Origin of the sequence: Spiroplasma endosymbiont of Colias croceus, from assembly GCF_964020095.1 — a bacterium.
Taxonomy (GTDB): domain Bacteria; phylum Bacillota_I; class Bacilli_A; order Mycoplasmatales; family VBWQ01; genus Spiroplasma_E.
Genome location: NZ_OZ026536.1, coordinates 277091 through 297666 on the forward strand (window position 1 = coordinate 277091; position 20576 = coordinate 297666).

Genomic DNA, 20576 nt, shown 5'->3' on the forward strand with positions numbered 1-20576 from the left:
GAGAAAACTAATGAATTCAAAGTATATATTTATTACTGGTGGTGTTGTATCATCTTTAGGTAAAGGAATTACAGCAGCATCGCTTGGGCGTATATTAAAGCAAAAAAATATTAAGATTGTTATGCAAAAATTTGACCCTTATATTAATGTTGATCCAGGTACTATGAGTCCTTATCAACATGGTGAAGTATATGTAACTAGTGATGGTGCTGAAACTGATTTAGATTTAGGTCATTATGAACGTTTTATTGATGAAAATCTGACTAGAGACTCCAATATTACTGCCGGAAAAGTATACCAAACTGTTTTAAAAAAGGAACGCGATGGTTTTTATGAAGGGAAAACTGTACAAGTTGTACCACATGTTACTGATGAAATTAAAAAACATATTTTTAATTCCGCAATTAATAGTAAGGCTGATGTTATTATTACCGAAATTGGTGGAACAGTTGGTGATATTGAATCATTAGCTTTTATTGAAGCCATTAGACAAGTTAAAAACGAAAAAGGTCATGAAAATGTTATTGTTATTCATACTACATTAATTCCTTATTTACATTCGGTTGGTGAATTTAAAACGAAACCCAGTCAACATTCAGTAAAAGAAATATTATCATTAGGTATTCAACCTGATATTTTGGTTTGTCGTAGTGAAACTATGCCACCTGATCATATTTTTGATAAATTATCTTTATTTTGTAATATTAAACGCAGGCATGTTTTAGCAATTCCTGATTGTGATAATATTTATAAAGTGCCATTATCTTTAGAACAACAAAAAATTGATGAAGTAGTTTCAGAATTATTAAAATTAAATAAAACTAAACCAGATATGTCAGAATGACATACAATTGTTAAAAAGTTAGATAATATTAATCAAGAAGTTACTGTTGGTATTGTGGCAAAATATTCGAATTTAAGTGATGCTTACTTATCAGTAATTGAATCATTGAAAATTGCAGGTTATAGTCTTAATACTAAAGTTAATTATAAAATTATTAACGCTGAAAGTTTAGATAGTAAAAACATTAATTCTATGCTTTCTCCTTTCCAAGCAATAATTGTTCCTGGTGGCTTTGGTAATCGTGGTGTTGAAGGTAAAATCAATGCAATTAATTATACTCGAGTTAATAAAGTTCCTTTCTTAGGATTATGTTTAGGTATGCAGTTAGCTTGTATTGAATATGCTCGTAATGTATGTAATTTACAAGATGCTAATTCTACTGAATTTAATGAAAAAACTAAAAATCCTATTTTTGATTTATTACGTGGTAAAAATAAAAATGATCAAATCGGGGGAACTTTAAGATTGGGTAATTATTCAACCACTTTAATTAATGATTCATTAGCAAAATCTCTTTATAAACAAACGATTATTATTGAACGTCATCGTCATCGTTATGAATTTAATAATAGTTATAAAACATTACTTGCAAAAAATGGATTAATTTTTAGTGGTATATATAATAAAGAAGATTTGGTAGAAATGATTGAGTTGCCAAAAGAAGTACATCCATTCTTTATTGCAAGTCAGTTTCATCCTGAGTTCACATCAAGAATTAATAAACCAAATCCTTTATTTTTAGGATTAATTAAAAGTATTATTAAAAAATAATGATAAAGTAAGAAAATTTAATTTTAAAATTGTTATAATTTTTATGAATTGTATATTCTCAAAATATATATGCAACTAGATTTTTTATGAAAATATATAATATAAGGTTATAATATTTTAAGAAAGAAGGAAAAGAAATGAATAAATTTGTTAGTGCAAAAAATATGATTGATAAAGCAAAAGCAGGTAAATATGCCGTTGCTCACTTTAATATTAATAATTTAGAATGAACAAGATCTATTCTTGAAGTTGCACAAGAAACTAAATCATCTGTTATTTTAGGTGTTTCAGAAGGTGCTATTAAATACATGGGTGGATTTAACACAGTTGCTAGTATGACTTTAGCGTTATTGAATGATTTAAATATTACTATTCCAGTGGCATTACATTTAGATCATGGTCAATCAGTAGATTCTTGTAAGAAAGCAATAGATGCTGGTTTTAGTTCTGTTATGTTTGATGGTTCTCATTTAGATTTTAATGAAAATATAAAAGGTACCAAAGAAGTAGTTGCTTATGCTAAGAAAAGAAATGCATCTGTTGAAGCAGAAGCAGGGACTATTGGTGGTGAAGAAGATGGAGTTATTGGTAGTGGTGAGATTGCTAGTGAGGAAGATTGTAAATCATTAGCAGCTTTAGGAATTGACTTTTTAGCAGCCGGAATAAATAATATTCATGGAAAGTATCCTAAAAATTGAGATGTTTTAAATTTTGATGTGTTAAAAAATTTATCAGTAGCTTCAAATAAGCCAATGGTATTACATGGTGGTTCTGGAATTCCAAAAGATCAGGTTAAAAAAGCTATTAATTTAGGAATTAGTAAAATTAATGTTAATACTGAATTACAAGAAGTGTTCGCCGCAGCTATTGAAAAATATGTTACGGAAGGAAAACTTAATGAAGATAAAGGGTTTGATCCTAGAAAAATTTTTAAGCCAGGAATGGAAGCAATTAAACTTAAAGCTAAAGAATTATTAACAGAATTTGGTTCATTAGGAAAATCTTAAATTAAGATAAATTTCAAATATGAAAATTACTTTTATTATCAATAACTTGTGATATTTTTTCATTACTTAAAATATCAATTATTACTTCAGCCTTAATAGAAACTTTCGCGTCTAACATATGACCCCACCAATTACGTTAAAATTATCATTACCAAAAGTAGTATGGCAATGAATAATTGGTTTATTTCTATCTTTTTCATCTCAAATGATTGTTCCAATTGTTGATAACAATTCATATTGTTCAAGAAAAATTTTTTTTACATAATCAGTACTTTTTTTAGGAATATAGCCTAAAGTGACATTAGTAATAGCACCAATCATTTGGAATTGTGCCATTCCTATGTTTTCTTTAATAGCAAATTGCTCTAAAGTTTTAATAATCATTTCATCTTTTTCAATAATTAATGCATACTTATTTCCGATCATTTTTTTAATTTTCATAATAAGAATCTCACCTTTCTTTTAGCAGTATTTTAACATATTTATTAATAGCAATAATGATTAAATTTGATTATTATAGGAAAAAATATTTTTGTTTTTGTAATAAAAATTATTTTAAAAAGAAAATATATTAATTTTAAAATTAATAGGTATAATAAAACTAATATTTAAACTAAGGAAGTGATAAAGTTGAAAACTAATGGTTTAGTAATTGCTATTGGTAATGATCATACCGCTTATGAATTTAAACAACCAATTATTAAATTTTTACATACAGAAGGCTATCAAATTTTAGATTTAGGAACAAATAGCAGTGAGCCTGTTGATTATCCTAATTTTGGTTTTAATGTTGCTAATGCTATTGTTAGTAAAAAAGCAGATTTTGGTATTGTAATTTGTGGTACTGGTATTGGTATTAGCATTGCTACCAATCGTATTAATGGTGTTCGTTGTGCCCTTTGCTATGAAGAAGAAACAGTAAGATTGGCAAGGCTTCATAATGAAGCTAATGTTTTAGCACTAGGTGCTAGAATTATTTCTGATTATAAAGCAGTAGAACTTGTGAAATTATTTTTAAATACTAAAACAAGTGATGAAAAAAGACATCAATTAAGAGTTGCAAAACTAAAATAATTTTACTATTAAATTATTAAAGAGAGGATGTTTAAAAATGGATAAATCTTTTAATAAGGGTCTTGACCCAGAATTAAAAAAAATTGTGAAAGATGAATGACAACGTCAACAAAATCATATTGAATTAATAGCTTCAGAAAACTATGTATCACCAGCTGTACTTACACTTGCTGGAACAATATTAACTAATAAGTATGCAGAAGGTTATCCTGGCAGAAGATATTATAATGGTTGCGAAAATGTTGATAAAATTGAAAATTTGGCAATAGAGCGTTTTAAACAATTATTTAATTGTAATCATAAACCAGGTCAATGTAAAAAAGGTAATTTTCATGCTAATGTACAACCTCATTCTGGTAGTCAAGCTAATGCTGAAGCATATGCTGCTATATTACGTCCAGGTGATACTATTCTTGGTATGGAACTTGATGCCGGTGGTCATTTAACTCATGGTTATAAAATTAATTTTTCTGGTAAAATTTATCACGGTGTTAATTATGGTGTAAGTAAAAAGGATGAATATTTAGATTATGATGAAATTTTAAAAATTGCTAAAGAATGTAAACCAAAAATTATTGTAGCAGGAGCTAGTGCTTATTCAAGACTTATTGATTGATCAAAGTTTCGTAAAATTGCCGATACTGTTGGAGCATATTTAATGGTTGATATGGCGCATATTGCTGGATTAATTGCTGCTGGATTACATCAAAATCCTATTTGTTATGCTGATATTACAACAACAACAACTCATAAAACATTAAGAGGACCACGCGGTGGTGCTATTCTTTGCACCGAAGAATTAAAAAAGAAAATTGATAGTGCGGTATTTCCCGGTAATCAAGGTGGGCCATTGGAACATATTATTGCAGCAAAAGCACAAGCTTTTTATGAAGCATTAACGCCAGAATTTAAAACTTATCAAATGCAAGTAATTAAAAATGCTCAAGCATTAGCGAAAACTTTTCTTGATGCAAAATTTCATGTAGTGGCGGGTGGCACTGATAATCATTTATTAACTGTTAATGTTACTAATATTAACGGTTTAAATGGTAAAGAAGCTGTTGATATTTTAGAAAAGATTAATATTGTTGCTAATAAGAATGGTGTTCCCTTTGATCCTTTACCAGCTGTTATTACTAGTGGTGTTCGTTTTGGTAGTCCAGCAATGACAACGAGAGGTTTTAAAGAAGAGCAGTTTATTGAATTAGGAAAGATTATTATTAGTGCTTGAAAATTACCTAAGGGTATTAATGATGATGGTTTAAATGAATTAAGAAAAAAAGTTGATATGCTTTTAAATAAATTTCCCATTTATGAAGATATAAAATTACCTCAATAATAAAATAATTATTTTATTTTTTTGAATCTTTAATTTCTTTCATTTTTTCAATAAAATTATTATCATATTTAACCGAAGATTGTTCTTTAATAAACTTTATTAATTCTGAAACATCTTCATCACTAATTCATGGTGCTTGTAAACGATTGATATTATTTTGTCCTGGAGCTAAAAATAACATATCGCCTTTACCTAATAATTTTTCTGCTCCAGCAGTATCAAGGATTGTTTTTGAATCAATTCAAGATGCAACTTTAAAAGCAATTCTTGCTGGAATATTATTTTTAATTACGCCAGTAATTACATCTACTGATGGTCTTTGTGTTGCTATTACTAAATGAATTCCTGCTGCTCGACCCATTTGTGTAATTCGCATGATCCCTTCTTCAATTTGTTTGCTTGCTTGTACCATTAAATCTGCTAATTCATCAATAACAATAATATAATAAGGTAATTTATCAATTTCTTGACTTATTTTTTTATTATAACTTTCAATATCACGATTTCCATTTTTTGCAAATAGTTGGTATCGACGCATCATTTCTAAAATTACTACTTGTAATGCTGCTGGTGTTTTGTTTGCTTCATTAATTACTGGAATAATTAAATGTGGGATATCATTATAAATTGCTAATTCTACTCATTTAGGATCGATTAATATTAGTTTTATTTCATGAGGTTTGTATTGTAAGAGCAAAGAAATTAGTAAATCATTAATAAAAACTGATTTTCCTGAACCAGTACTACCAGCAATTAATAAGTGCGGCATTTCTTTTAATGAATGAAAGATGTAATCACCAGTAGTATTTCTACCAATACTAATTAATAATTTTTTATTTTTATATTTTTCGCTTATATTTTCAAATTGTTCTTGCATATTAGTTGGAACAATATTTTTATTACTAACTTCAATTCCAATCATTGATTTACCAGCTATTGGTGCTTCGATTCTAATATTATTATTTGCTAAAACTAGTTTTAGTTCTTCTTCTAACTTAGTAATTTTGTTAATTTTCATTCCTGAAGTGATTGAAACCTCGTATTTTGTTACTGTTGTACCAATAGTAAAATCATTTACTTTTCCTTGAACAGAAAATTCTTTAAATAACTGATTAATTTTTTCTTTATTTTCTAAAGCATATTTTTCATTTTCTTCTTGCTTTTTTATTAGATTATCTGATTTTTTAGTTAATTTTAATGTTGGTAAAATATATTTTTGATTAATTATAGTTTGTTCAGGAAGAAAAGCTTTTGTTTTTTCTTAATTGTTATTTTGTTTTTCAATTTGATTAATAATTTTGTTTTGTTCTTTAACTTTTGTTTCATTATTTTCTAATTTTTGATTATTAATTTTGTTAATATTGTTATTTTCTTGTAATAATTCCTTATTGGTTTCTATATCAAAGGACATATTCCGTAATTAAATTTAATTAATTGTCAATAAAATTGTTTTAAAACTATTTAGTGTTATTGAATATAGAAATAAATATTTTTTGAAAAAATAGTTTAAAAAATGAGTTTACATTTTAAACAAAAAATTGTTAATAATATTTTTATATTAACTCGATAAAAATTTAAATTTTAAAAAAATATTTTTAATATTTTTTTTATTTTAATGGTTTTATTTTATTAAAAATTTCACAAAGTAAGTTAAATCTTAAGTACATAAGTCTAAATTTAGATTTTCTACATTTATTTACTAAAATTTTGAATCTTTTCAATCAAGCAAAGACATGTTCAACTTTAATTCTAATTTTAGATACAATCTTATTGTATTTTCTTTCTTGTTTAGTTAATTTTTTATTTTTAGTTCTTTTAATTGGTATTATTGTATTTTTATAAATATTTTGTATACCTTGATATCCTAAATCACCAATAATTATTGTTTTTTCTGAAAATTCAAGATTTGAATTTTTTAATATTTGAAAATCATGCACTTTACCATTATCAGCAAAAATATCAACAATTTTTTTATTAAAAAAATCATATACAATTTGAAATTTTATAGAATACATTCAACTTTTACCAGAAAAATATTCTAACTGTAGTTTTTTTTAGTTGGTCTTTCAATTTCAATCTCAGTTGAATCAATTAAATAAAATTGAAATTCATTTGAATTTTCTTGTTTTTTATCAATTTTTAATTTATATCTTTCTTTTAAAAATTGGTAATCTTTGTGGTTACTAAGTTTATTTTCTACTCAAGTAATATTTCGAAAACAACTTGATGGGCTCATTTTAGATTTAATACTCATTTGAAAAAAAGTATAATATTCTTTTCAGTATAATAAAGTCATCATTAATCTTTCTTCTACTGAAAGTTTATTTTTTCTTCTTCCAGCCATTATTCCAAGAAATAAAACATGAAAAGCATGAAATTTATCTAAAATAAATTTAGCATTTAAAATTGTAGCAGTTTTTCTAATTCATTTTGCACTATCGCCACAAACTATTAAATTTGCTTGGTCAAAATTTTCAAAAAATAAATTACCATATGTTTGAATTAATTTTGCTGTTTTTTCTGCACCAATTTCTGTTTTTGATATTCTTATTTTACATAGAGCTCTTTTATTAATTAATTTTCCATTTTTCTTTTTACCAGTACAAAATACTAATAATCTCATAGAACATTTTTTACAATTTTTAGTATTGTGTCTTTCATTAAACTTAAATTTTCTATGTCCATCATCAATATTTAAGTATAAATTTTGATTTGGTTGTAATGGTATTTTTGGAATATTAGCTTTTGGTAATTCAAATTTTTTATATGTTCTACAAACTGTACTAGTACTTATTAAATCTTCAATAAAAGTATCACAAACATCACGATACTTTTTACCATCAGCAAAATATTTTAAAATTTGTTTAATAACATTTGGTGCAAGTTTACTATATTTTTTAACACCAAGATAATTATCTAACAATGAAACAAATTCCTTTTTTTGTGTTTTTGGGTTATAATGTGTACAAATACGTCGTTTATAATTTAATAAACCTTTTTTTGCTTTTAATCTTCTTTTTCTAAATCTATATGATTTATATTCAGATTTATCACATATACTTCATAAATAATCATCTATTTTTGCAAATAATTCTTCTGTTTGTTTTAAACTTAATTCATCTTGATTAAAATCATGTTTGTCTCAATCAAAAAGATTAGGAAATGGTAATATAAACATTTTTAATGTTCCTTTCTAAATTTTGTTTGTTAATAATTTAATTGTATTGTTTATAAAAATTAGGGAGTAAAATATGGCTTTTATTAGTAGTTATGCACAACTGAATAAAAAATATAATCTTAATTTTAGTGATAATAATTATGGTTTTAATTGAGATATTTTTAAAGCATTTGTTGGTGATGAATGAGCAGAATATTTTACTACTAATTGTTTTTATCGTTTTATACCAACAGCACGTGGAACAAGAAAAACTTGAAACTGCTTAGCATTTGATTTATTTATATGTTGTAATTTTAGTGATAGTAGTGTCCAAGAAGTAAGAAGATATGAAAATACTCATAGTGAAACTACAATTGGTGCTTTAATGAATGTTTGTCAAGTTTTATTAGATACATATCATATTAATTTATTACCTAATAATCCACATGGTATTAAATGAAAAATAACTAAGGATGGTGGTTGTATTATTTTTCCTAATAATCAACAAATTGACTTTATTGGTTATGCTAATGGTAATAAGATTTTTGGAAAAGAAGCAGGTGGTTCAAGTTTTTTAGGTTCAAGAACAGATGAAATAATCATGGCAGAAGAAAAAGAAACACTTACTGATAAAGAATTAACATATCGCTATGAGCGATTAGAAATATCTATGTTTAGAAGTAACAGAATTAAAGTGTCAAATGAACCAATTAAAGAATGAAATTGAACTTTTATTGATAAAAATATATATAGCCCTACTTTTGGAAAAAAGATTACTCGTTATTTTTATAAAAACTTTTTTATGACTTTTACATGCAATCCTTATGATAAATATCATCCATTTTATTTAAAATACTGTACGCCATTTTTACCATTAAATAATGAAGTAATGAAAAATCTTAAAAAAATTGGCAAAGTTTATTATGAAAATAAAGACATGTTTAGTGGTTTAGGTTTATTTGTTTTAAGATTTACTATTAAACCATTTTGAGATAAGTTACCGGATATCCAACAAAGAAAATTATTAGAAATGAAAAAAAGTAATGAAGATGAATATAATACTGTTTATTATGGTTTTGAATTTTTAGATAGTAGACATATTCCGTAATTAAATTTTTTAAAAGTCAATTAATAATTTTAAAATTTATTTTATAATTTTGTTATTAACAATAAATTTAGAAAAGTGTTGATAAAAATGATTTTTGAAAATTTAAAAAAATTAAAAAATGAAGAATTTTATAGATATTTTGGTATAAAACGTTTTCATTTTAATGAAATGTTAGAAAAATTAATTGAAATAGAAAAATTAGAAAAAAATAAAGGTCGAAAAAATAAACTTTCAGTAGAAGAAAGATTAATGATGACTTTATTATACTGAAAAGAATATTATACTTTTTTTCAAATGAGTATTAAATCTAAAATGAGCCCATCAAGTTGTTTTCGAAATATTACTTGAGTAGAAAATAAACTTAGTAACCACAAAGATTACCAATTTTTAAAAGAAAGATATAAATTAAAAATTGATAAAAAACAAGAAAATTCAAATGAATTTCAATTTTATTTAATTGATTCAACTGAGATTGAAATTGAAAGACCAACTAAAAAAAACTACAGTTAGAATATTTTTCTGGTAAAAGTTGAATGTATTCTATAAAATTTCAAATTGTATATGATTTTTTTAATAAAAAAATTGTTGATATTTTTGCTGATAATGGTAAAGTGCATGATTTTCAAATATTAAAAAATTCAAATCTTGAATTTTCAGAAAAAACAATAATTATTGGTGATTTAGGATATCAAGGTATACAAAATATTTATAAAAATACAATAATACCAATTAAAAGAACTAAAAATAAAAAATTAACTAAACAAGAAAGAAAATACAATAAGATTGTATCTAAAATTAGAATTAAAGTTGAACATGTCTTTGCTTGATTGAAAAGATTCAAAATTTTAGTAAATAAATGTAGAAAATCTAAATTTAGACTTATGTACTTAAGATTTAACTTACTTTGTGAAATTTTTAATAAAATAAAACCATTAAAATAAAAAAAATATTGAGGCTTTTATGTAATCTGTGTATCTTTGTTTTACAAAGTACTAGTTTAGATTAATTCTATCTTCAAATTTTATCATAAAATGAGCAATTGCTGTATTTCAATTTTGAATGGGCATTGTTCATTTTTTTGTTATATTTTCAATTGCTAAATAAAATATTTTAAAAACTGCCATATCATTAGGAAAAACTTTTTTATTTCTGATAACTTTTCGTAATTGACTATTTACAGATTCAATAGCATTTGTTGTATAAATAACTCTTTTGATTTCTGTAGGATAACTAATAAAAACCATTAAATTATCTCAATTTTTATATCAAGATTTAGCAATTTGAGGATATTGTTTATTTCACTTATTTTCAAAGGATTCTAAAGCCTGCATTGCTTGTTCTTCACTACATGCAGTATAAATTGGTTTTAAATCTGCAACTAGAGATTTTCTATGCTTATATGAGACATATTTCAAACTATTTCTAATTTGATGAACTATGCATAATTGATGTTCTGTTTTAAGATAAACTGATTGTATTGCTTCTGACATGCCTGTTAAATTATCACTGCAGGCAATAAGAATATCATTTAAGCCACGATTTTTCATTTCTGTTAAATTTGCTAATCAAAATTTAGCACCTTCATTTTCACTAATTCATAAACCTAAAACATCTTTTTTACCTTCTAAATCAACTCCTAAAGCTATATAAACTGATTTATTAATAATCCTTTTATCTTGTCGTACTTTCACTACTATGCAATCAAAATAAACAATCGGATAGACACTTTCTAATGGTCGATTTTGCCATGCTTTTACATCATCAATAACATCATCAGTAATTTGACTAATAACACTTTCACTAATATCAGCACCATGATATAACTCTTGTAATTGCATTCTAATATCTGATAATGTCATACCTTTTGCATATAAAGAAAGAACTTGTTGATCAAAACCATCAAATCTTCTTTGTCTTTTTGCAACTATTATAGGATTAAAATTACTATTGCGATCTCGTGGTACATCAATCTCAATTTTACCTTGTTGAGTTATTATTTTTTTTGAACTTATACCATTACGAGCATTGTCACTATTACTATGTTGATTCTTTTCATATCCCAAATAATTTTGCATCTCAGAATTCAACATTTTTTCTACTAATCTTTTTGTTAATTCTTTATACAATCCTCCCTCTTTAAAAACTGTTGTTAAATCTTCAGTATTTTCTAATAATAAATCTACTGCTTTTGATATTTGATCATTATTATTAATATTTTGCTTTTTAGCCATCTGTAACTCACTCTTTCTAGTCATTTAATTATATTTACTAGAATTAATTAAACATAGTTATTTTTGTAAGTTACACAGATTACTAAACATTACCAAAATATTAAAAATATTTTTTTAAAATTTAAATTTTTATCGAGTTAATATAAAAATATTATTAACAATTTTTTGTTTAAAATGTAAACTCATTTTTTAAACTATTTTTTCAAAAAATATTTATTTCTATATTCAATAACACTAAATAGTTTTAAAACAATTTTATTGACAATTAATTAAATTTAATTACGGAATATGTCCTTAATAATTCTGGATTGTTAATAGTTTTTAATTTATCAAACATCATAGATTACCTATCTTTTTTATTTTTAATTTTATTTTAAAAATTAAATTTTTAATAGATAGGTTTTGCAAGAAGTCTAATGTATATCAATATCAGAAAATTTAAAACAATTATCAATATGTAAATCAAAATCTCTATCAATATAGATATCATGTTTAAAATTATATTTTTCATTAAATTCAATTTTTGTCATGTTATTTTTCTCCTTTATTAATTTTTTCGTTAAGTTTTGCTAATTTTTTTTGATGTTTGATAATTTTATTATTTGCCCTAACATGTTTTGGAGTTGTAATAAATCGTTTTAATAAAACAATAATTTCTCTACAAATTAATATACCAGTGCTTATTCCAATTGTTTCAAGTGCTTTTAAAAATTCTTTCATTTTAATATCTACCTTTCAATTATGTATTTTTTAATTATTCGTCAAATTGACCACCATTAATTCTTTCAATCATTGATTGTGAATTACTTATAATGCTTACTAATAAGGCAATTTCTTTATTTAATTGTTCCATTCTCTCTTTATATCTATGAATTTCATTATTATAATATTCAAGTAATTTTTCTTTATTCATAAATTATTCACCTCCTTTATAAACTCATGTGATTATAATCTCAATTTAATGAAGCATTATCATGATTTAATGGTACTTCGCTCATATTATCACTACCATAATATTGACTTGCAGTTTCACTATTAATAGTAAATCTATTGTCATTAATTAATCTTGCTCTTTCATCTGAAAACACTTCTTGTAATTGAACAACATTATTTGTATTTCCAAATGGTAACAACAACTGATTTATAATTTCACTTGCACCAGCAACAATTGTAGGTACTGCATAAGCATTATTAAAATCATTATTAATACCCATTGCTACACCACTTGATATTAAACATCCACCAGTTGCCATATTACAAATCTTTCTTATTGTTTCAAATCTTATTAGATATTAACTCAGTTAATCCACTAATAAGATTTGATATACCATAAGCATTTAAACTAATATATGTATCTCAATCCATTAATGACTGATTATCTTGTTTATTTAATAGTAATCATGGTGGACCTTCTGTTGTAGTTGTAGTAGTTATTGGATTTGGTGTTGTTGGAATAATAGGATTAATAGTATTTTCTGTTCATTTACTATAATTTGCTAAACCGATTGTTCCTAAACCTAATAATATTTTTTTAGAACTATTAATTAATTTAGTTTTTGTATTTGGTCTTTGATTTAAATTTCATATATCTAAACCTAATTTTTTACCAAATAATAAACTATTAATTGAACCTAAAATTGGGTCTTTTAAATATTGACCATAATAAGCACTTGTACCAATCATTGCACAAATAGGACTTATACCAGTTCTAATTAATTTAGTTAAAGTATAATTTGATTGATTTTCTATACTTGGCATTTTATTCTCCTTTAATTTTCTAATTTTTTAATTGTTACTTTAATTCAACCTTGATAAACATCATTATCACCAACTATTAATGCAACATTACTTTCAGGGTCAGAAACAATTATGTGTTTTGATTTAACATTTGGGTATTGTCTTAAAATAATTGCTCTAATATCATTACTTGTATGAATTGCTTTTGGAAATGGTGATAATATTTCAATTTCATCTTTATTTTCAAACAAAGTAGGTAATATTATCATTAATTATTTCTCCTTATTTTTAATTTGATTAGCCATTTCATTTAATGTTTTTAAAACTTTATATTCATTTTTTAAATCTTTAATTATATAAATTAAAAATATTATTAATGTTATACTTGTTATTAATATCGGTACTATTAATAAAATTTTTCATAATATCATTTTTTATTCCAATTTATCTTTTATTATTTGATTTTTTCTAATTATTTCTTGTTCTAATGAACAAATATGTTCTGACATTTTATTTATTATTAAATTTATAATGTGTAATTCTTCTTCAATATTATTAAATGCAATAGTTCCTATTTTAATTTTTAAATTTTCTAATACTTTTTCCATATCTTTTTTCATTACTAAATCAGTCATTTGTTTTAGATTTTGATTAAAATTCATTATATTTTTTCTCCTTTTTGTAAAATATCTTTTATTATTTCTAATTCAGTTATTCTAATTTCATTTGCTTTAATAAAGTTTTGCAATCTTTCAATTTCTTTTGTATATTTATTAATATTTTTTTTATGTTGATTAATTCTGTCATTAATATATTCTAATGGTGTATTTTTAATCATTCTTTTACTCTTTTCATTTTTTAAATCATTTAACATTGATTGAACAAAATGCACGATTTATATTCATATTTCAATTATTAAAGATTTCACCACTTACTAAAATTTCATCATTTTTGTTTAATAAAATACATCGTCTATAAAATTTTGGGTTGTTAAAAATTAAAGTAACATAGTTTAAACCATTTCATTGACCTCGAACACTATAATATAATTCTTTATTACCTTTTTCGTAATATTTTGCTTCAATACTGTTACTCAGTTTTACTGTTAATTTGACATAATTTGCTTTATCTTTCATGTTTATAATTTCCTTAAATAATTATCAAAAATTAATATTTTTTTATGATTTTTTAAATAATATTGAATATGCTTATAAGCATCTTGTTCATGTTTTGTTAATTTTATATTTCCTTTATATTCTGTTATTTTATTTTTATTTTTTGGGTGATTTTCGAAATAATCTCAGTTGAAAACATCTTGTACTAATACCATTAATGCACCAATAATTTTAGGAGTTGCTAATGGATTAGTTAATAATTGTTTTGAACTTAAAAAGAAATTTTCTACAATAACTAATATTTTTTTATCAATAAATTTTTCTTTAATTAATTGAAATTTTTCTTTATAAATATTTTTAGTTCATAAAACAGTTAATGTATTGAATGTTTCATTAAAAACAATATTATTAGTTTCATTTGAATATATAACAATTCCGTTATTACCAATACCAGCGGGGTCAATACCAATAATTAAGTCATATTGCATTAATTAAGTTAACCTCTAATAACTGTTTTAATAATTTCTAAATCACAATTACATCAACAATATTTACATTCTTCAATAAATTCTTTATGACCACAAACTAAATTATCTTTTTGTAAACTATCAATAAGTTTAATTAATCCTACTCTATATTCAATATCATCACTATCCGTTATGCAAATCGTTCCTCTTTTAGTTAAATATTCTTTATCCATACTTATACCTCCTACTTAACCTAACATTTAAAATACAGTCATAACAAATTGCTTTACCGTTTTTGTCTCTTAAAAAATATTTTCTTGTTTTTATATCATTAGTATTAAAGAATAAATAATCTAATTTATTTTGTTTACATGTTCAACAAAAATACTTTTTCATTATGAGTTGAAATTTCCTTATAAGAAGTAACTATATAATTAATTGGTAAATCATCATGTTTATATTGATTATTTATTTTAAAACCTTTTCTGTTTTCTTCTCACGTAATGTTATATTTAAAACAAGGATTAGTAATTTTAGTTTTGTTATCTGTTATTTCACCCATAAATCAACTATTATGCTGTTCATAAAATGTTAATGGTTCAAGTTTTATATCATTAAGATAATATTCTTTTGGAGCAATTGGTTTATTAACAATTATTTTTTGGTCTTTAATATATGGTTCTAATAATTTTATTAATTCATTACCACTTAATTCTCTTTTAATATTTTCTAAATTAAAAACTCAATATGTGTAATTGTTATCAACAATAAAAGAATTATTTTTAATCATTCATTTTGGAAGTGATAATTTATATTCAACATAATCAATAAGAATAGATTGTGGTTTATCTTTTATAATTTGTTCTTTTTTAAATTCTATTTGCATAATAATTCTTTCCTAATATGTCCTGTTGCTTCTAGCATAAAGGACATATATTTTAATTTTTAGATTATTAATAATACTACTATTCGTTTTATTCATTCCAGTAATTCTGGGCTCAAAAATAAATTGTGAAATTTTAAAAAACATTGAGGCATTCGATTCAATATTTATTTAATTTGTGTTTAACAAATTAATACTTTAATTGAACCGGCACCGCTCAATTTTTTTTACAAGTTTGAAATTTATTTTCTCGCCCAAAAAATTTTTAAAAAAAAATAAAAAATAAAACCAACACTTGCTCACTGGGGAGTGGCAAGGTTGGTTAAATAAAGAATAGAAATAATACAATAGGTCCCTACAACAGGTCTATATATACTAGTTTCCAATTCGCTCCCACCCCAAGAATTACCATTACTGGTTAGTATAATTTATTAGGTATCACTCCACTTTTTATTTATCCATGCAAGTCCACATGCTAGCTACTATTTTTAACAACTGTGTTGTAGTTCACTTTTTTAGTTCCCTAACACGTGTTGATAATAGCGTTAAAGAGGTTTATTAAAAATTTTAAAATTTTACAATTACAAAAAAAGACAAGATTTTTATTCTCGTCTTTTGTCATTTATTTTTAATTCAAGGGTAAAAAAAGAAAGGAGCTATTTTTAAAACTTTTTAGTTACCGACATCTTCGACACGCTCCCAAAATTTTAAAGACAGAAGAAGTAAAAAAGTTTAAAAATGGTGGTACACCTAATAAATTATCATTAGAAAATCGTTTATTAATGACTTTAGAATATTGAAGAGAGTATCGAACTTATTTTCATATTGCTAAAAGTTATGGAATTAGTGAAAGTAGTTGCTATAGGAATATCAAGTGAATAGAAAATACTTTAATAAAACATCCTGATTTTCAACAACTTGATGGGCAAAAATCACTGTTAAATAATAATTTTAAAGATAAAACAGTTATCATTGATGTGACTGAAAGTACTATTCAACGCCCAAAAAAAGTCAAAAACAATATTATTCAGGAAAAAAGAAAAAACATACAATAAAAACTCAAGTCATAATTGAAAAAGATAGTAAAAAAATTATAAGTTCTTATTTTTCTTATGGTAAAAATCATGATTTTAAAATTTTAAAAAATTCAAAAACGAAATTTTTATCAGAAACAACTATTTTAGTAGATTTAGGATATCAAGGTATACAAAACATACATAAAAATGTCTTATTACCTAAACGAAAATCAAAGAAAAACCCTTTAACTAAAGAAGAAAAGAAAAATAATAAGGCTATTTCAAAAATGAGAGTTGTTATTGAACATGTTTTTGCGATTCTTAAAAAATTTATAATTATTAGTGAAAAATATCGAAATAGAAGAAAAAAATTTGCATTAAGATTTAATTTAATAGCTTCAATTTATAATTTACAATTATTAATTTAAATATATTTGATAATTTAATATTTTATTTTTTTATTTGAAATAATAATTTTTGTTGTATTTTAATGACAAAAAATAAAACATATTTTGAACAATAATTTTTAAAAAATATTAAAAGTGTTATTAAAATAAATTTTTAAACTTAAAAAATGTGATTAATATCATAGTTTTGCAAGAAGTCTAATCAATTTCATCTTTATATTTTCTAAAAATAATACGTTTAAATAACGTATTCTTATCTTTTTCTGGCATATTTAATTTTCCTTTCAATGTTAAAATAAATTATTTTAAATAACATTATAACATCAAATATAATGATAAAAACTTTTACAATAGTATATAATTATAAATAAGTAAGGCTTAAAAATAAATATAACTTTTAGGAGGAAAATATGGAAAAGAAACTTTTAACTTATCCTCATGATATATCAAAAAAGTTATTAATCATACTAGGTATAAGTAAAATTGCAATTGGTTTATCTATCTTATTTGTTTTTATTACAAACTTAATTATCTATACTAATTCAGGATTAATATTTCCTTTTAGAGAAATATCATAAAATAAATTTACAAGATAAAAAATGAGTATAAATGTTTTAAAACATTTATACTCATTTTAAATTTATATTAATTTTAAAAATTCTAAAATTCGATTTAATTCTTTGTGATTACTATAATTGATGATTAGTTGTTTTTTATTGATTTTTACTTTAGTATCTAAAGTTCTTGATAAAGTATTTTCTAATGCTACTAAATGAAGATCTGACTTTTTATTAACATTTTGTTTTTGATTTAAACTTAATTGTTGCATCTTAATAACATCTTCAACCTTACGAACACTCCATTGTTCACTATATGCCCTTTTAGCAATAGTTACCATTAAATTAAGATTAGTGCCTAAACTTAATAACGGTTTAACATGACCCATTGTTAATTCATTGCGTTGAAGCATTTGTAAAATCTCTACTGGCAATTGTAAAATTCGTAAAGTATTAGCAATGTGACTACGTGATTTATTAACTTTTTGTGAGAGTTGTTCTTGAGTTCATTTCATTTTACTAATTAAAGTTTGATATGCTTGTGCTTCTTCAAAAGCATTCAAATCAACACGTTGAATATTTTCAATCAAAGCAAATTCCATTAATTGTTGATCTGTTACTTCAATAGTTACTGCAGAGATCTCTGTTAGACCTGCTAATTTTGCAGCTTTAGTTCTACGTTCACCAGCAACTAATTGAAAAACACCATCTGTTATCGTTTTTTTAACAATAATTGGTTGAATTAAACCATGAATTTTAATTGAATCACTTAGTTCTTTAATTTCTTGTTCATTAAATACTACACGCGGTTGATATGGATTAGGAATAATTTTAGCAAGAGAAATAGTTTGTGAAAAAGTTTTAGCAATTTCTGGTGAACTTTCAATGTTAGTTATCAAATCATTTAAACCTTCACCAAAAATTGATGCTAAGCCTTTAGCAGAAATACGATTTTTTTTATCATTAGACATTATTTAACACCTCATTCACTAAACTTTGATAAGCAATAGCACCACTGCAACGTGGCCGATAACTAAAAATATTTTTACCATGACTTGGTGCTTCACTTAGAGTTACATTTCTTGGAATATAATTTTTATAAACTTTTTCTCTAAAATTTTTTTGAATTTCTTTGATAACTTCAACAGAAGAAGTTGTTCTAATATTAACCATAGTTAATAAAATCCCTTCAATTTCTAAATTGGGATTAAATAATTGTTGTACTAAACGAATAGTAGATAATAATTGTACCAAACCACCTAATGCATAAAACTCAGCTTGCAATGGAATAATAACTGAATTAGCTGAAGCTAAAGCATTACGATTAACTAATCCTAAACTAGGTGGACAGTCAATAATAATAAAATCATATACTTCCTTTACGGGTTCTAATTTTTCTAATAAAATATTTCTTTTATTACGAGATTGCTCTAATAAAAATATTTCGGCTCCCGCCAAAGAAATGGTTGATGGTAATAAATCTACTCCTTGACAAACTTCAGTTTTAAGTACTTTTTCCAATGGAACATCATGTACTAAAACATCATATATATCTTGTTCAACTTTATCAGCAGCAAAACCCATTGAAATAGTAGCACTACCTTGTGGATCCAAATCAATAAGTAACACTTTTTTATTTTTTATACCTAAACCTGCAGCAAGATTAGTAGCAGTAGTTGTTTTTCCAACTCCACCTTTTTGATTAGCAATTGCAATAATTTTGCCCATAATAATTACCTTTCTAAATTAATAGACTAATATTTTATCCTACTAATTAAGTTTAACACTAATTTTAATTAATATTATTTACAAAGGTTTACTTTTAATTTGTTGATAAGGTCTTGGATATTTTAAAGCACATAATTTATATTTTTGAAAATGAAGGATTGTTCTTTGACCATAGTTGTTTGGTAATTGAACAGTAAATTGATTAATTAACTTTGCACCCATTGTGTTAATACTATTTTGTGCCAACGCAAGTTCTTCTTCAACTTTAAGACCCTTATAAGCAATAAATAATCCTTCAACTTTAACTAATCCTAAACATAATTCACTTAAAATATTTAACGGTGCTAATGCTCTTGCTGTTACAATATCAAATGTTTCACGATATTGATGAGCAAATGTTTCTACTCTTTGATTAATTATATAAACGTTTTCTAAGTTTAGTTCAGTAATTACTGTTTTTAGAAATTGACATTTCTTTGTATTCGATTCAATAATAGTTAATTGTAATTTGGGAAAACAAATTTTTAAAATTATTCCTGGTATACCAGCACCACTACCAACATCACAAATATTTTGATCCTCCAAAATGATATTATTACTAATTAAAAGAGAATCATAGAAATGTTTATAATAAACTTCCATTTCTTCAATGATCGTTGTTAAGTTATATTTTTTATTTTCAGCAATTAAAATTTTATAATACTGACTTAATTGTTGTTCCATTATTGGGGTTAAAGTTAAATTAGTTAAACCTATAGCTCAATTTTTATTCATTGCTTACTCCTAAATCAATCATTTAATAAAATACTTTATTTAAAGTAGACTATAAATATAATGTTTTAAATAATTAAATTATATTTAATTATAATGTTTTTTTAGTATATGTTTGAAATTTTATCACATAACTACTATCCTTCAAAATTAAATATTACTAAAAATAATTTAAAACCTTTAAAATATCATTTTCGTTGTATTTTCTTTAAACTCAAATATAATTAACACATATAATAATAATTATTAAAAAATTATAAAAGTTTTTTAACTCATTGCTTAATTTAAAGTAAATGAGTTTTTATGTTTTAATTTATATCATTGAAAGGAAAAATAAAAAAAATGAAAATTTTACTTAATTTTC

At 23.8% G+C, this 20576-nt stretch carries 30 protein-coding genes; 9 read left to right on the forward strand and 21 right to left on the reverse strand.

The genetic code is table 4. The features are described 5' to 3' along the window. Positions 1 to 10: 10 nt before the first annotated feature. The gene (locus tag AACL24_RS01640; RefSeq protein ID WP_339048254.1) at positions 11 to 1615 is read left to right on the forward strand and encodes a CTP synthase; all 1605 of its coding nucleotides are present in this window, start codon (positions 11 to 13) and stop codon (positions 1613 to 1615) included. Between the two features lie 137 nt (positions 1616 to 1752). Beyond that, positions 1753 to 2622 carry a class II fructose-1,6-bisphosphate aldolase gene (fba, locus tag AACL24_RS01645; protein ID WP_339048256.1) on the forward strand — a complete coding sequence of 290 codons (870 nt, stop codon included), beginning with the start codon at positions 1753 to 1755 and terminating at the stop codon, positions 2620 to 2622. A 111-nt stretch (positions 2623 to 2733) separates the two neighbouring features. Here the strand turns inward: fba and AACL24_RS01650 are convergent, their stop codons facing one another. Further along, a complete protein-coding gene (locus AACL24_RS01650; protein ID WP_339048258.1) occupies positions 2734 to 3063 on the reverse strand; it encodes a PPC domain-containing DNA-binding protein in 330 nt (109 codons plus the stop codon). Positions 3064 to 3267: 204 nt separating this feature from the next. Here AACL24_RS01650 and rpiB point away from each other — a divergent pair, with 204 nt between their 5' ends. After that, positions 3268 to 3696, forward strand: coding sequence for a ribose 5-phosphate isomerase B (gene rpiB / locus AACL24_RS01655; protein ID WP_422397329.1), 429 nt, complete (start codon positions 3268 to 3270; stop codon positions 3694 to 3696). Between the two features lie 37 nt (positions 3697 to 3733). Then, positions 3734 to 5035, forward strand: a complete 1302-nt coding sequence (glyA, locus tag AACL24_RS01660; protein WP_252319797.1) for a serine hydroxymethyltransferase — start codon at positions 3734 to 3736, stop codon at positions 5033 to 5035. Positions 5036 to 5048: 13 nt separating this feature from the next. Here the strand turns inward: glyA and AACL24_RS01665 are convergent, their stop codons facing one another. From AACL24_RS01665 to AACL24_RS01680, 4 genes are all read right to left on the reverse strand, one after another. After that, positions 5049 to 6263, reverse strand: coding sequence for a DNA translocase FtsK (locus AACL24_RS01665; protein ID WP_339049361.1), 1215 nt, complete (start codon positions 6261 to 6263; stop codon positions 5049 to 5051). 33 nt (positions 6264 to 6296) lie between these two features. Further along, positions 6297 to 6446, reverse strand: a complete 150-nt coding sequence (locus AACL24_RS01670) for a hypothetical protein (RefSeq protein WP_339048261.1) — start codon at positions 6444 to 6446, stop codon at positions 6297 to 6299. A gap of 196 nt (positions 6447 to 6642) precedes the next feature. After that, a complete protein-coding gene (locus AACL24_RS01675) occupies positions 6643 to 7050 on the reverse strand; it encodes a transposase family protein (protein WP_339045908.1) in 408 nt (135 codons plus the stop codon). A 23-nt stretch (positions 7051 to 7073) separates the two neighbouring features. Beyond that, on the reverse strand, positions 7074 to 8213 hold the full coding sequence (locus AACL24_RS01680; protein ID WP_339048262.1) for an Mbov_0401 family ICE element transposase-like protein: 1140 nt from the start codon (positions 8211 to 8213) through the stop codon (positions 7074 to 7076). A 73-nt stretch (positions 8214 to 8286) separates the two neighbouring features. On the opposite strand from AACL24_RS01680, the gene AACL24_RS01685 reads away from it, so the two are divergent. The 3 genes from AACL24_RS01685 to AACL24_RS01695 all read left to right on the forward strand — a co-directional run bounded on the left by AACL24_RS01685 (position 8287) and on the right by AACL24_RS01695 (position 10241). Next, positions 8287 to 9300 carry a hypothetical protein gene (locus AACL24_RS01685; protein WP_339048264.1) on the forward strand — a complete coding sequence of 338 codons (1014 nt, stop codon included), beginning with the start codon at positions 8287 to 8289 and terminating at the stop codon, positions 9298 to 9300. 87 nt (positions 9301 to 9387) lie between these two features. Beyond that, positions 9388 to 9810 carry a transposase family protein gene (locus AACL24_RS01690; protein ID WP_339045912.1) on the forward strand — a complete coding sequence of 141 codons (423 nt, stop codon included), beginning with the start codon at positions 9388 to 9390 and terminating at the stop codon, positions 9808 to 9810. 23 nt (positions 9811 to 9833) lie between these two features. Beyond that, on the forward strand, positions 9834 to 10241 hold the full coding sequence (locus AACL24_RS01695; protein WP_339045908.1) for a transposase family protein: 408 nt from the start codon (positions 9834 to 9836) through the stop codon (positions 10239 to 10241). A gap of 51 nt (positions 10242 to 10292) precedes the next feature. Here the strand turns inward: AACL24_RS01695 and AACL24_RS01700 are convergent, their stop codons facing one another. From AACL24_RS01700 to AACL24_RS01760, 13 genes are all read right to left on the reverse strand, one after another. Beyond that, positions 10293 to 11531 (reverse strand): IS256 family transposase, encoded by a 1239-nt coding sequence (locus tag AACL24_RS01700; protein WP_339049362.1) that lies wholly within the window; start codon positions 11529 to 11531, stop codon positions 10293 to 10295. 531 nt (positions 11532 to 12062) lie between these two features. Further along, a complete protein-coding gene (locus AACL24_RS01705; RefSeq protein WP_281748557.1) occupies positions 12063 to 12251 on the reverse strand; it encodes a hypothetical protein in 189 nt (62 codons plus the stop codon). Between the two features lie 34 nt (positions 12252 to 12285). After that, positions 12286 to 12444, reverse strand: coding sequence for a hypothetical protein (locus AACL24_RS01710; RefSeq protein ID WP_339048267.1), 159 nt, complete (start codon positions 12442 to 12444; stop codon positions 12286 to 12288). A 16-nt stretch (positions 12445 to 12460) separates the two neighbouring features. Next, positions 12461 to 12784 (reverse strand): hypothetical protein, encoded by a 324-nt coding sequence (locus AACL24_RS01715; RefSeq protein ID WP_339048269.1) that lies wholly within the window; start codon positions 12782 to 12784, stop codon positions 12461 to 12463. 1 nt (position 12785) lies between these two features. Continuing rightward, on the reverse strand, positions 12786 to 13289 hold the full coding sequence (locus AACL24_RS01720; protein WP_339048273.1) for a hypothetical protein: 504 nt from the start codon (positions 13287 to 13289) through the stop codon (positions 12786 to 12788). An 11-nt stretch (positions 13290 to 13300) separates the two neighbouring features. Then, positions 13301 to 13537 (reverse strand): hypothetical protein, encoded by a 237-nt coding sequence (locus tag AACL24_RS01725; RefSeq protein WP_174480108.1) that lies wholly within the window; start codon positions 13535 to 13537, stop codon positions 13301 to 13303. Between the two features lie 3 nt (positions 13538 to 13540). Continuing rightward, positions 13541 to 13699 carry a hypothetical protein gene (locus AACL24_RS01730; protein WP_339048275.1) on the reverse strand — a complete coding sequence of 53 codons (159 nt, stop codon included), beginning with the start codon at positions 13697 to 13699 and terminating at the stop codon, positions 13541 to 13543. 3 nt (positions 13700 to 13702) lie between these two features. Further along, a complete protein-coding gene (locus tag AACL24_RS01735; protein ID WP_339048277.1) occupies positions 13703 to 13930 on the reverse strand; it encodes a hypothetical protein in 228 nt (75 codons plus the stop codon). Further along, the gene (locus tag AACL24_RS01740; protein WP_339048279.1) at positions 13930 to 14106 is read right to left on the reverse strand and encodes a hypothetical protein; all 177 of its coding nucleotides are present in this window, start codon (positions 14104 to 14106) and stop codon (positions 13930 to 13932) included. Before AACL24_RS01740 ends, AACL24_RS01735 begins: the two co-directional genes overlap by 1 nt. Before the next feature lie 4 nt (positions 14107 to 14110). Then, positions 14111 to 14404: a hypothetical protein gene (locus AACL24_RS01745; RefSeq protein WP_339048281.1), complete on the reverse strand. Its 294-nt coding sequence runs from the start codon at positions 14402 to 14404 to the stop codon at positions 14111 to 14113. Between the two features lie 2 nt (positions 14405 to 14406). Continuing rightward, a complete protein-coding gene (locus AACL24_RS01750) occupies positions 14407 to 14871 on the reverse strand; it encodes a hypothetical protein (protein WP_339048283.1) in 465 nt (154 codons plus the stop codon). Positions 14872 to 14879: 8 nt separating this feature from the next. After that, positions 14880 to 15083 carry a hypothetical protein gene (locus AACL24_RS01755; protein ID WP_286641513.1) on the reverse strand — a complete coding sequence of 68 codons (204 nt, stop codon included), beginning with the start codon at positions 15081 to 15083 and terminating at the stop codon, positions 14880 to 14882. Between the two features lie 134 nt (positions 15084 to 15217). Beyond that, the gene (locus AACL24_RS01760) at positions 15218 to 15736 is read right to left on the reverse strand and encodes a hypothetical protein (protein ID WP_339048285.1); all 519 of its coding nucleotides are present in this window, start codon (positions 15734 to 15736) and stop codon (positions 15218 to 15220) included. A gap of 779 nt (positions 15737 to 16515) precedes the next feature. Between AACL24_RS01760 and AACL24_RS01765 the strand changes: the two genes are divergently transcribed. Together AACL24_RS01765 and AACL24_RS01770 are read left to right on the forward strand one after the other, a co-directional pair. Beyond that, a complete protein-coding gene (locus tag AACL24_RS01765; RefSeq protein WP_339048287.1) occupies positions 16516 to 16788 on the forward strand; it encodes a transposase family protein in 273 nt (90 codons plus the stop codon). Continuing rightward, positions 16785 to 17177: a transposase family protein gene (locus AACL24_RS01770; protein WP_339049363.1), complete on the forward strand. Its 393-nt coding sequence runs from the start codon at positions 16785 to 16787 to the stop codon at positions 17175 to 17177. Before AACL24_RS01765 ends, AACL24_RS01770 begins: the two co-directional genes overlap by 4 nt. Before the next feature lie 619 nt (positions 17178 to 17796). On the opposite strand, the gene AACL24_RS01775 is transcribed toward AACL24_RS01770, so the two are convergent. The 3 genes from AACL24_RS01775 to rsmG form a co-directional block, all read right to left on the reverse strand. Beyond that, positions 17797 to 18684 carry a ParB/RepB/Spo0J family partition protein gene (locus AACL24_RS01775; RefSeq protein ID WP_174480208.1) on the reverse strand — a complete coding sequence of 296 codons (888 nt, stop codon included), beginning with the start codon at positions 18682 to 18684 and terminating at the stop codon, positions 17797 to 17799. After that, on the reverse strand, positions 18677 to 19441 hold the full coding sequence (locus AACL24_RS01780) for an AAA family ATPase (protein ID WP_339048289.1): 765 nt from the start codon (positions 19439 to 19441) through the stop codon (positions 18677 to 18679). Before AACL24_RS01780 ends, AACL24_RS01775 begins: the two co-directional genes overlap by 8 nt. Positions 19442 to 19519: 78 nt before the next feature. Further along, positions 19520 to 20215 (reverse strand): 16S rRNA (guanine(527)-N(7))-methyltransferase RsmG, encoded by a 696-nt coding sequence (rsmG, locus tag AACL24_RS01785; RefSeq protein ID WP_338988073.1) that lies wholly within the window; start codon positions 20213 to 20215, stop codon positions 19520 to 19522. Positions 20216 to 20576: the final 361 nt, after the last annotated feature.